General features: G+C 70.6%; 9 protein-coding genes. All 9 read right to left on the bottom strand.

The genetic code is table 11. The features are described from left to right. Positions 1-113: 113 nt before the first annotated feature. Positions 114-914 carry a TIGR03936 family radical SAM-associated protein gene (locus CP970_RS28880; protein WP_055555908.1) on the bottom strand — a complete coding sequence of 267 codons (801 nt, stop codon included), beginning with the start codon at positions 912-914 and terminating at the stop codon, positions 114-116. Positions 915-961: 47 nt separating this feature from the next. After that, entirely contained in the window at positions 962-2,341 is a 1,380-nt protein-coding gene (locus CP970_RS28875; RefSeq protein ID WP_055555910.1) for a hypothetical protein, read from the bottom strand. Between the two features lie 6 nt (positions 2,342-2,347). After that, on the bottom strand, positions 2,348-2,893 hold the full coding sequence (locus CP970_RS28870; protein ID WP_191094962.1) for a GNAT family N-acetyltransferase: 546 nt from the start codon (positions 2,891-2,893) through the stop codon (positions 2,348-2,350). Positions 2,894-2,908: 15 nt separating this feature from the next. Beyond that, a complete protein-coding gene (locus CP970_RS28865) occupies positions 2,909-4,831 on the bottom strand; it encodes a TIGR03960 family B12-binding radical SAM protein (RefSeq protein WP_055555913.1) in 1,923 nt (640 codons plus the stop codon). Between the two features lie 181 nt (positions 4,832-5,012). Continuing rightward, positions 5,013-6,635 carry a CYTH and CHAD domain-containing protein gene (locus CP970_RS28860; RefSeq protein ID WP_150494110.1) on the bottom strand — a complete coding sequence of 541 codons (1,623 nt, stop codon included), beginning with the start codon at positions 6,633-6,635 and terminating at the stop codon, positions 5,013-5,015. A gap of 49 nt (positions 6,636-6,684) precedes the next feature. Further along, positions 6,685-7,878: a rod shape-determining protein RodA gene (gene rodA / locus CP970_RS28855; RefSeq protein WP_055556281.1), complete on the bottom strand. Its 1,194-nt coding sequence runs from the start codon at positions 7,876-7,878 to the stop codon at positions 6,685-6,687. Beyond that, complete coding sequence (mrdA, locus tag CP970_RS28850; RefSeq protein WP_055556279.1) at positions 7,878-10,052, bottom strand: penicillin-binding protein 2; 2,175 nt, start codon at positions 10,050-10,052, stop codon at positions 7,878-7,880. Before mrdA ends, rodA begins: the two co-directional genes overlap by 1 nt. A gap of 76 nt (positions 10,053-10,128) precedes the next feature. Continuing rightward, the gene (mreD, locus tag CP970_RS28845) at positions 10,129-10,800 is read right to left on the bottom strand and encodes a rod shape-determining protein MreD (protein WP_055556276.1); all 672 of its coding nucleotides are present in this window, start codon (positions 10,798-10,800) and stop codon (positions 10,129-10,131) included. Positions 10,801-10,812: 12 nt separating this feature from the next. Beyond that, positions 10,813-11,766 (bottom strand): rod shape-determining protein MreC, encoded by a 954-nt coding sequence (gene mreC, locus CP970_RS28840; RefSeq protein ID WP_055556274.1) that lies wholly within the window; start codon positions 11,764-11,766, stop codon positions 10,813-10,815. Positions 11,767-11,806 lie beyond the last annotated feature (40 nt).

Below are 11,806 nucleotides of genomic sequence, written 5' to 3'. Positions count from 1 at the left end.
GTCTCGCCGGTTCCGTACGCCCAATTGCGGACGGCCTGGCGAAAGTCTCGGTCAGTGCGCTGCCCGACCCAGGTGGCTCCCGAGTACGAGGGCGGCGCTTTGACGTACGTCCTTTAGCGGGGGCCTTCCGGCGCCGGCGCCTTCGCGGCGGCAGGTACGGCGGCCGTAGGTTCTGCGGCCGTGACTGCCTCGCGGTCGGGCGCGAGCGGGTCGGTCACCGTGCCGGTCTCTTCATCGAAAAGCCCCTGCGCCAGCCTGGTCACCGCTGCGGGGACCGGCGGCGCCAGGTCGGCCACAGCTCGGAGACCGGACAGGACGTCGTCAGGTCGTACGGCAGGTGTCACGTGCCGAACAACCAGCCGCAGTATCGCACAGGGCTTGTCGCTCGGCCTATCAGTGTCGTGAGTGATCACTTCGCCATCGGCGATCACCGCGAGGCTCACGACCGCCTCGCGCGCGTCGAAGGTGCGCATGCCGTTCTTCGTGCGGCGCTGCACCTCGACGGTCTCGGCGGTCCGGAAGAGACCGGCCGCGCGCTCCGCTTCCGCGGGCTCCACGCCGTCCAGGCGCAGCTCCCAGACGGAGGCGGTCAGGCGGTCGGCGAGTCCGGAAGTGTGGGACTCGACGGCGTCGACGATGTCGAGCCCCGCGGGCATCGACTCGTCGAGGAGCGCCCGGAGCTTCTCCGGGTCGCGCGGCGCGGTGAGCGCGATCTCCAGGTACTCGGCCTCACTGCCGGTGCCGGTGGGTGCGGCATTGGCGTACGACACCTTGGGGTGCGGAGTGAACCCCGCCGAGTACGCCATGGGCACCTCGGCGCGGCGCAACGCACGCTCGAAGGCGCGCTGGAAGTCACGGTGGCTGGTGAACCGGAGGCGGCCGCGCTTGGTGTAGCGCAGTCGGATGCGCTGCACCGCGGGTGCGGGCGGCGGGCCTACGGGCTGTCGCTTGCCCAGTGTCGTCAGTCCTTCATGAGTGCGGTCGTACTGCTACCTAGAGTACGTGGCTCCGGTGTGTCCTGTTCCCGCCGGGCCACCGGTACCGGCACCGGCACCGGCTCCTTCGGCGCTCCGAAGAGCATGCGCCGTACGTCGGCCCGGGCCTGGCGGACGCTGTCGCGGGCCGAGGCGATCGCCGCTCGCGCGGTGCGGCCGACGCCGCGGGCGGCCGCGGCCGCGGGGCGCCACACCAGGTCACGGACCGCGTGCCCGACGGGGGTGAGGACCGCCCTGTACGCCCAGCGGACCGGCTCGACGAAGATCCACCGAAGGAGCTTGGCGAGGAAGCGGCCCACGACGAGCGAGATGTGCCCGGCGATGCGCCAGGCGTGCCCGAGCGCGTCGCCGACCTCGCGCGCGACGACGGCGATCGCCCGCCCGACGGGCGCGAGGACCCAGCGCCACAGGGCGACGGCGGGCACGACGAAGACCCAGCGGCACAGCGTCGCGAGGACGGTCCAGATGCCGCGCCCCAGCCAGGCGATTCCGGCGCCGATTCCCCGTGCCAGCCAGGCGATTCCGGTGCCGATCCCGCGGGCCAGCCAGGCGATGCCGTGCCCGATCGGCGTCAGCACGCGCGCGTACAGCCACACCGCGGGCACCACGACCAGCACCCGCCCGAGCCACGCGAGCCCCACACCCACCGGCACCACCACGTACCGCCAAAGACCCACCCACGGCCACACGAACACGGCCTTCAACAGCCATGTCAGGACCGCGCCGATGCCACGCCCGGCAGCCGTGGCGCCGGCGCCGATCACCCGGGCGAGCCAGGCGATGCCGTGTCCGATGGGCGTCAGCACGCGCGCGTACAGCCACATCGCGGGGGTCACGACGAGGGTGCGCCACAGCCATGCGCAGGCCGCGCCGATGCCGAACGCCACGGCGGCGATTCCGGCGCCGATCCCTCGGGCCAGCCACGCGATGCCGTGCCCGATCGGCGTCAGCACGCGCGCGTACAGCCACACGGCAGGCACCACGACCAGCACCCGCCCGAGCCACGCGAGCCCCACACCGACCGGCACCACCACGTACCGCCAAAGACCCACCCACGGCCACACGAACACGGCCTTCAACAGCCACGTCAGGACCGCGCCGATGCCACGCCCGACCGGGCGCAGGGCCTTGAAGTACACGAAGCGGCCGCACACGGCGAGCGCGTCCCAGACGAGGCGCACCGGGACGACGAGGACGAGCACCACGATCCGTACCGGGATGCGGATGGCGACGGCGAGACAGCCGTCGGCCCCCGGCGGTGCGGAGGGCGGCGGGGGCTGCTCTCCCTGCCGAGCAGGTCGCTTCTCCAGGTCCACCTGCGGAGCGGGCCGTTTTTCCAGGTCCATGTCGTCCTAGACGCGTGCGGCGTCGGTTCGGATCCAGTAGCGCAGTTTCCCGGCGCGCTCGTCCTCGAAGGCACCGCCCGCGGCCTCGATCACCTTGCGGGACCCGATGTTGTCGGTGTCGCAGGTCACCAGGACGGATTCCAGGCCGAGACCGGCCGCGTACGGCAGCGAGGCGCGGAGCATCTCGGTGGCGTGGCCGCGGCGGCGGGCGGTGGGGCGTACGTCGTAGCCGATGTGGCCGCCGTACTCGCGCAGGAAGCGCGTGGCGACGCTGTGGCGGACGGAGATGCGGCCGAGGTAGTCGGCGCCTTCCGAGTACCAGAGGGTGGTGACGGGCACGCCGAGCGGCTCGGCGGGGTAGGCGGCGGAGCGGACCTCGGCGACGTACGACGCGAAGACGCCGGGGTCCTGCCACCGCCCGCCGTAGTCGCACAGGGTGCGGCCGAGCGTCGTGTCGTCGTCGGGCCCGCCGCGCCCCTCGGCCCGGAACTCCTCCATCGCGGCGATGAAGGAGCGGTGCACCAGGCCCGAGGGCGGGGCGAGTTGAGGCACTGTCAGGTGTCTCGGTTACTTCACGACCGTGAGCGGCAGGAGCTTCTTGCCGGTCGGGCCGATCTGGATCTCGGTCTGCATCTGCGGGCAGACGCCGCAGTCGAAGCAGGGGGTCCAGCGGCAGTCCTCGACCTCGGTCTCGTCGAGCGAGTCCTGCCAGTCGTCCCAGAGCCAGTCCTTGTCGAGACCGGAGTCCAGGTGGTCCCAGGGCAGGACCTCTTCGTACGTACGCTCGCGCGTGGTGTACCAGTCGACGTCGACGCCCACCTCGGGCAGCGTCTTCTCGGCGCAGCGCATCCAGCGCTCGTACGAGAAGTACTCGCGCCAGCCGTCGAAGCGGCCGCCGTCCTCGTAGACGGCGCGGATGACGGCGCCGATACGGCGGTCGCCGCGCGAGAGCAGGCCCTCGACGATGCCGGGCTTGCCGTCGTGGTAGCGGAAGCCGATCGAGCGGCCGTACTTCTTGTCGCCGCGGATCTTGTCGCGGAGCTTGGCGAGGCGGGCGTCCGTCTCCTCGGAGGAGAGCTGCGGGGCCCACTGGAACGGCGTGTGCGGCTTGGGCACGAAGCCGCCGATGGAGACGGTGCAGCGGATGTCGTTGCCCGCGACCTCGCGGCCCTTGGCGATGACGTTCGCCGCCATGTCCGCGATCTGCAGGACGTCCTCGTCGGTCTCGGTGGGCAGGCCGAGCATGAAGTACAGCTTGACCTGTCGCCAGCCGTTGCCGTACGCGGTCGCGACGGTGCGGATGAGGTCCTCTTCGGAGACCATCTTGTTGATGACCTTCCGCATCCGCTCGCTGCCGCCCTCGGGGGCGAACGTCAGACCCGACCGACGGCCGTTCCTGGTCAGCTCGTTCGCGAGGTCGATGTTGAAGGCGTCCACGCGGGTCGAGGGGAGGGACAGGCCGATCTTGTCCTCCTCGTACCGGTCGGCGAGGCCCTTGGCGACGTCGGCGATCTCGGTGTGATCCGCGGAGGAGAGCGAGAGCAGGCCGACTTCCTCGAAGCCGGTCGCCTTGAGACCTCGGTCCACCATGTCGCCGATGCCGGTGATGCTTCGCTCCCGCACGGGGCGCGTGATCATGCCGGCCTGGCAGAAACGGCAGCCGCGGGTGCAGCCGCGGAAGATCTCTACGGACATGCGCTCGTGGACGGTCTCCGCGAGCGGCACGAGGGGCTGCTTGGGGTAGGGCCACTCGTCGAGGTCCATGACGGTGTGCTTGGACACGCGCCACGGGACACCGGACTTGTTCGGCACGACGCGGCCGATGCGGCCGTCGGGGAGGTACTCGACGTCGTAGAACGCCGGGACGTAGACCGAACCGGTCCGCGCGAGCCGGAAGAGGACCTCCTCGCGGCCGCCGGGGCGGCCCTCGGCCTTCCACTCGCGGATGATCGCCGTCATGTCGAGCACGGCCTGCTCGCCGTCGCCGATGACCACGCAGTCGATGAACTGGGCGATCGGCTCGGGGTTGAAGGCGGCGTGGCCTCCGGCGAGCACGATCGGGTCGTCGATGGAGCGGTCCTTCGACTCCAGCGGGATGCCCGCGAGGTCGAGGGCGGTGAGCATGTTCGTGTACCCGAGCTCCGTGGAGAAGCTGAGCCCGAAGACGTCGAACTCGCCGACGGGGCGGTGCGAGTCGACGGTGAACTGCGGGACCTGGTGCTCGCGCATCAGGGCCTCCAGGTCGGGCCACACGCTGTAGGTGCGCTCGGCGAGGACGCCCTCACGCTCGTTGAGCACCTCGTAAAGGATCATGACGCCCTGATTGGGCAGCCCGACCTCGTAGGCGTCCGGGTACATGAGCGCCCAGCGGACGTCGCAGGAGTCCCACGGCTTGACGGTCGAGTTCAGCTCACCGCCGACGTATTGGATCGGCTTCTGCACATGCGGGAGCAGTGCCTCAAGCTGAGGAAAAACGGACTCGGCAGGCATCTCGCGAACCTTCGTGAGCTGGCAGGGGTGACCCTCAAGCCTAACGTGGCCGGGGCCACCCCTCACACAGTGATCGGAAACCCCCGCAGATGCGGGGAGCACATGAGAGACGTCGACATGCCGGTCGATTCCGTCGGATCACCCCCGCGCCAGCGGGGAAGCCGTGCATCAGATGGAACGATCAGCCGCTCGTTCCGTCACGAAGCGCCGCCCGCACCTTCTCCCCGGCAGCCCTGGCCCACACCCCCGGCAACTCCCCCTCCCGGTCCGCCCCCGCCGCCTCCTCCTGTCCGTACAGAAGACCCCAGGTGAACGCCGTCTCCCCGGCCAGATGCGCCTGGATCGCGAGTGTTCGCAGGGCCTCGCGCGCGAGCACGCTGTCCTGGTGGTCGCCGAGCACCGTCTGTACCGACTTCATCCGCCCGGCGAACCGCTTGGCGGGCTTGCCGAGGGCCGGGGTCGCCGCCTCGCCCGCGTACCTGGCGCGCTTGGCGGCCTTGCGGGCGTCGTGCATCGCGAGGTCGCGCGCCGCGCCCGGCGGCTGTTCCAGGGCGTGCTCGACGCGGGTCGCGAGGCGCGCGTAGTCCTTGAGCAGCGCTTTGGGCAGGGCGTCGGAAGGCGCGGCGGTGGCGGCGTCGCGCAGCGGGGGCGCGGCGAGCAGCGCGTCGACGGTGTCCAGGAGCGCCAGGTACCGCTTGCCGTCGAGCACGGCGACGGTCCTGCGCCGGGATCCGGTGCGGCGGGCGACGGTCCAGATGCGGAGGCGGCCGCGCACAGGCCCGAGGAGGAGCGTCCTGGGCAGCGCGTCGATGCGGGCGGTGAGCCGCTCGGTGAGCACTTCCTGGTCGCGGTCGACGCCCAACTCGCCCGCGAGCCACTGGAGTTCCTCGCCCACCGGGTCGGTGACGGTGCGGTCGAGGATCTTGCGGTACGTCTTGAAGGCGCTGCGCATCCGCCGCGTGGCGACCCGCATCTGGTGCACGGAGTCGGGCAGGTCGCGGCGGACGGCCGGGTCGAGGGAGACGAGGGCGTCGCGCTGGGCGCCGAGGTAGGCCAGGACGTGGTCGGCGGCGGTCCCCGGCCCCTCGCCGACGCATCCGCGCACCGCGTCGGCGACGGCCTCGGCCTTGCCTGCCTTCTTCCCGCGCCTGACCGCTCCCTCGGGCGGGGCCTTCTCGGGCCCGCGCTGCTTCTTCGGCGCGGTCTCCGCCAGCGCCCTGCCGAGCTTCGAGGAGGCGGCGGAGCGTCGTACGCCCGCCTTCTTCAGTTTCTTCTCGACCTTGTCGAGGAGCGCGGGGTCGCCGTCGTCCGCCAGTTCCACCTCGACCTCGGACCACGCGGTGGTGGCGCCGCCGCCCCCGGTGAGCCGTTCGGCCCGTACGCCGTCGATGCTGACCTCGGCGAGCAGGGCGCCGTCCGCGTCGACGAGGTGGCGCAGGTTCCTGGCCGACAACAGCCGTACGACGGGGACGAGTTCGGCCTCGCGCACCCTGGAGCGCACCAGGCCGAGCAGGGCGCGCGGCACGGCGCCCGAGAGCGGTGCCCTGACCTCGTCCCGTACGCCCTCGGCGAGCGACACCGGGAGCTTGAGGTGCCAGCCCGCGTCGGCGCCGCCGGTGCGGCGGCGCAGGGTGATCGAGGCGGCGGCGAGGCGCTGGTCGGGGGTGTCCCAGTAGACGGCGTCCAGTTCGACGACGCCCTTGTCGACGACGTCCGCGACTCCGGCGACGCCGGACAGGTCGGGCAGTTCGGCAGCCGCCCCGACGTCGTACTTCCGCTCGATCTCGCGCTTCGTCTCCGCCATGAACCGAATTTAGACGCGAAAGGCGGAACTGGGCAGTCCCCCGGCAGCGCTACGCGGACATCGGCCGCTGCACCTTGATCGACTGGAGCAGTCCGACGGCCACCCAGACCGCGAACATCGACGTGCCTCCGTACGACACGAAGGGCAGCGGGAGGCCCGCGACCGGCATGATGCCGAGCGTCATGCCGATGTTCTCGAAGGCCTGGAAGGCGAACCAGGCGATGATGCCCGCGGCGACGATCGTGCCGTAGAGCTCGGTGGTCTCGCGCGCGATGCGGCAGGCGCGCCACAGGACGACGCCGAGCAGGAGCAGGATGGCGCCCGCGCCGACGAAGCCGAGCTCCTCGCCCGCGACCGTGAAGACGAAGTCCGTCTGCTGCTCGGGGACGAACTGTCCGGTGGTCTGGGAGCCGTGGGTGAGGCCGGTGCCGGTGAGGCCGCCGGAGCCGATCGCGATGCGGGCCTGGTTGGTGTTGTAGCCGACGCCCGCGGGGTCGAGCGCGGGGTTGGCGAAGGCGGCGAAGCGGGCGATCTGGTAGTCGTCCAGGACGCCGAGCTGCCATATGGCGACGCCACCGGCGACGCCCGCGCCGAGCAGGCCGAAGACCCAGCGGTTGGAGGCGCCGGAGGCCAGCAGGACGCCGAGCACGATCATCGCCATCACCATGACCGAGCCGAGGTCGGGCATCAGCATGACGATCATGACGGGGACTGCGGCGAGGCCCAGGGCCTGGACGACCGTGCGGTGGTCGGGGTGTTCCCTGTCGCCCGCGTCGACCCGGGCGGCGAGCAGCATCGCCATGCCCAGGATGATCGTGATCTTGCAGAACTCGGAGGGCTGGAGCGATTGGCCCGCGATCACGATCCACGCGTGGGCGCCGTTGATGGTCGCGCCGAGCGGGGTCAGGACGAGCAGGACCAGGAAGACCGAGACGCCGTAGAGGATCGGCACGGCGGTGCGCAGCGTGCGGTGGCCGAGCCAGATCGTGGCGGTCATCAGGGCGAGGCCGATGCCGACGTTGATGACGTGCTTGATCAGGAAGGCGTACGGGTCGTCGCCGACCAGCTCGGTGCGGTTGCGGGTCGCGGAGTAGACGAGCGCGGCGCCGATCCCGGAGAGCGCGAGGGCGGCGAGCAGCATGGGCCAGTCGAGCCTGCGCACCATCGAGTCGCGGGCGAAGAGCCGCGACATGCTGGAGCGTTCGGGTCCGTACCCGGAGACGGAGAAGCCACTGCCGGTCATCAGTCCCGCCTCCAGCTGTTCGGGGCGCCGGCCAGTTCCTGCTGTCCGGCCGGGGGCTTGGGGGCCTCGGGCTTGTACGGCTTGAGCTTGGGGGAGTCGATGGAGCCGTCGGTCTCGATCTTCGGCAGGCTCTTCTGCGGCTGGGGCAGGAGGGCCTTCTTCGGGTCCTGCTTGCCGCTGTCGTCCAGGCCGTAGATCGCGTCGTAGATCTTGCGGACGGCGGGTCCAGAGGCGCCGGAACCCGTACCGCCCTGGGAGATCGTCATGATGATCGAGTAGTCCTTGGTGTACGTCGCGAACCACGAGGTGGTCTGCTTGCCGTAGACCTCGGCGGTACCGGTCTTGGCGTGCATCGGGATCTTGTCCTGGGGCCAGCCGCCGAAGCGCCAGGCGGCGGTGCCGCGCGTCGCGACGTCCGCGAGGGCACCGTCTATGTCCTTCTGCAGCGCGGCGTTCATCGGCAGCTTGCCGTGCGACTTGGGCGCGATCTCCTGGACCTGCTTGCCGTCGGCGCTGATGATCGCCTTGCCGACGGTGGGGTTGTAGAGCGTGCCGCCGTTGGCGATGGCCGAGTAGATCGTGGCCATCTGGATCGGGGTGACGAGGGTGTCGCCCTGGCCGATCGAGTAGTTGACCGAGTCACCGGCACGCATCTTCATGCCTTCGAGGCAGTTCTCGTACGCGATCCGCTCGGTGTAGTCGCCGCTCTTCTTGCCCTGCTTGCACCAGCCGTCCTTGTTGGCCTTCCAGTAGTCCTTCTTCCACTGGCGGTCCGGGACGCGTCCGGTGACCTCGTTGGGCAGGTCGACGCCGGTCTCCTTGCCGAGGCCGAACTGGTGGGCGGTCTTGTAGAACCAGTCCTTGGCGTCCTTCTTCGGCTTGTTGCCGCCGTCCTTGGCCCACTGGTCGTGGCTGAGCTTGTAGAAGACGGTGTCGCAGGAGACTTCCAGGGCCTGGCCGAGGGTGATGTTGCCGTGGCCCTTGGACTCGAAGTTCTTGAAGGTCTGGCCGCCGATGGAGTACGAACTGGGGCACGGGTAGCTGCCGTTGAACCCGTAGCCCGCGTTGACCGCGGCGGTCGTCGGGATGACCTTGAAGATCGAGCCCGGTGCCGCCTGGCCCTGGATCGCGCGGTTCAGGAGCGGGTAGTTCGACTTCTTGCCGGTGAGCTTGGCGTAGTCCTTGCCGGAGATGCCGCCGACCCAGGCGTTCGGGTCGTACGCCGGGTTGGACGCCATGGAGACGATCCGTCCGGTCTTGTTCTCCATGACGACGACGGCGCCCGCGTCGGCCTTGTAGTTCTCGCCGGTGTTCTTGTCGAACTCGTGGCGGGCCTTCTTCATCGCGTCGTTGAGCCAGTACTCGGAGACGGCCTGCACGCGCGCGTCGATGCTCGTGACCACGTTCGCGCCGGGCTCGGCCTTGTCGGACTTGGCCTTGCCGATGACGCGGCCGAGGTTGTCCACCTCGTAGCGGGTGACGCCCGCCTTGCCGCGCAGCTGCTTGTCGTAGGTCCGCTCAAGACCGGAGCGGCCCACCTGGTCGGAGCGGAGGTAGGGCGATGCGCTGTCCTTGGCCTTGTTGATCTCGTCGTCGGTGACCGGCGAGAGGTAGCCGAGGACCTGCGCGGTGTTGGACTTGCCGGGGGCGGCGTAGCGGCGCACCGCGGTGGGCTCGGCGGTGATGCCGGGGAAGTCCTCGGAGCGCTCGCGGATCTGCAGGGCCTGCTTGGGCGTCGCCTCGTCGGTGATCGGGATCGGCTGGTAGGGCGAGCCGTTCCAGCAGGGCTGCGGGGTCTTGGCGTCGCAGAGGCGGACCTTGTCGCCGACGTCCTTGGGGCTCATGCCGAGCACGTCGGCGAGTTTGGCGAGGACCGCCTTGCCGTCGTCCTTCATCTTCATCAGGTCCGTGCGGGACGCGGAGACGACGAGGCGGGTCTGGTTGTCGGCGATCGGCACGCCGCGCGCGTCCAGGATCGAGCCGCGCACGGCGGGCTGGACGACCTGCTGGACGTGGTTGCCGGAGGCTTCCTTGGCGTACTCGTCGCCGTTGCGGATCTGGAGGTACCAGAGGCGGCCGCCGAGGGTGAGCAGGAGGGATACGACGAGGATCTGGATGACGACGAGACGGATCTGGACCCGTGGGGTCCGGCCGGTCTCCGGAATGTTGGTCACTTCTCCCCTCCCCTGGTGTGGGCCGTGGCCGGTCCCCCGGTGCGGTCGGCGGTGCGGTCGGCGAAGTGCTGCGACCTCACAGGCGCTTGACCCCCTTGATGCGTCCGGCGCGTGCGACGCGTGCCTTGGCCGCCTTGGCCCGCAGGCCGCCGCGCTGGTTGCCGATGCGCAGTCCGGTGCCGGACGAGAGCCATCCCGCGGAGACGTCGGCGGCCTTGTTGGCCGGGGAGCCCTCGCCCAGTGGGTCGTTCTCCGCGCGCCGGGCCAGGGCGATGATCAGCGGCACCGTGAACGGCGCGAGCAGCAGGTCGTAGAGCGCGGCGGTGAAGAGCAGCCCGCCCAGGCCCACGTGGCGCGCCGCGGTGTCGCCGACGAGGGCGCCCACGCCCGCGTACAGCAGCGTCGATCCGATGGCGGCGCCGACGACCACGACGAGCGGGCCGCTCGCGGAGCGCAGCCGTCCGGTCTCGGGCTTGGCGAGGCCCGCGAGATAGCCGATGACGCAGAGCACGAGCGCGTACCGCCCCGCCGCGTGGTCGGCCGGTGGTGCCAGGTCGCAGAGCAGTCCGGCGCCGAAGCCGACCAGGGCGCCGCCGACGTGGCCGTAGACCAGGGCGAGGCCGAGGACGGTGAGCAGCACCAGGTCCGGGACCGCGCCGGGCAGCTGGAGCCGGGCGAGGACGGTGACCTGGATGACCAGGGCGACGACGACCAGGGTGGTGGCGAGCAGGATTCGGTTGAAGCGCATGGGTCCGGTCTCCTACTGCTCGTTGCCGTTGTCGGCGGCTTCGCCCTCGGGCTTGCCCGGCGGGGTGGCCGTGACCGTGACCGTCGGGGTCGGCTTGGGCTTCGCGGGCTTGGGCGGCAGGACCGTGTCCCGCGGGTCCTCGCGGGGTGCCTGGACGACGACGCCGACGATGTCGAGCTTGGTGAACCCGACGTACGGCTTCACGTAGACGTTGCGGGTGAGGTCGCCGCCGGAGGGGTCGACGCGGACGACCTCGCCGACCGGTACGCCGGGCACGAACGGCTTGTCCTTCTGCGAGCCGAAGGTGACGAAGCGGTCGCCCTTCTTGACCTTGGCCTTGCCGTTGAGCAGCTGGACGGAGAGCGGGCGGTCGCCCTGTCCGGTGGCGAAGCCGAGCTCGTCGGTCTTCTCCATGCGGGTGCCGACGGTGAAGTCGGGGTCGTTGGCGAGCAGGACGGTCGCGGTGTCGGGGCCGACCGTGGTGACGCGGCCGACGAGGCCCTCGCCGTTCAGTACGGTCATGTCACGCTTGAGTCCGTCGTTGGCGCCGGCGTCGATGGTGACGGTCCAGGAGAAGCCCTGGGCCGCTCCTATGCCGATGACCTCCGCGCCCTTGATGCCGTACTGTCCGGCGCCCGCCTTCTTCAGCATGCTGTCGAGCTGCCGCACGCGGCTGCGGTTGCGGTCGTCGCTGCCGAGCTTCGCCTTCAACGCGGCGTTCTGGCGCTCCAGTTCGGCGATGCGGTTGTGGCGCTCGCCGGAGTCACGGACCGCGCCGATCGCGTTGCCGACCGGGTCGACGGCGGAGGAGACACCCTCCTCGACCGGGCCGAAGACGGTGGCGGCGGCCTGGCGGGCACCGTCGACCGGTGAGTCCTCGCCGCCGCGGATGTCCACCGTGATCAATGCGAACGCGATGGCTACCAGCAGCACCAGGAGCAGCCGGCTCTCTCGTGTGTCCCTCACGTGCGGCGGCGTGCCTTCCTCAATCGGATTCCGTGAGATC

The sequence above is a fragment of the Streptomyces kanamyceticus genome (assembly GCF_008704495.1).
Taxonomy (GTDB): Bacteria; Actinomycetota; Actinomycetes; order Streptomycetales; family Streptomycetaceae; genus Streptomyces; species Streptomyces kanamyceticus.
Note: the sequence above shows the minus strand (reverse complement) of the source record. Positions and strands in the feature narration are given on the sequence as shown.

Coding starts and splice junctions, on each gene's coding strand:
- rodA (WP_055556281.1), bottom strand. CDS start 7,878: ATGACCGGCAGTGGCTTCTCCGTCTCCGGGTACGGACCCGAACGCTCC.
- CP970_RS28860 (WP_150494110.1), bottom strand. CDS start 6,635: ATGGCGGAGACGAAGCGCGAGATCGAGCGGAAGTACGACGTCGGGGCG.
- CP970_RS28875 (WP_055555910.1), bottom strand. CDS start 2,341: ATGGACCTGGAAAAACGGCCCGCTCCGCAGGTGGACCTGGAGAAGCGA.
- mreD (WP_055556276.1), bottom strand. CDS start 10,800: ATGCGCTTCAACCGAATCCTGCTCGCCACCACCCTGGTCGTCGTCGCC.
- CP970_RS28865 (WP_055555913.1), bottom strand. CDS start 4,831: ATGCCTGCCGAGTCCGTTTTTCCTCAGCTTGAGGCACTGCTCCCGCAT.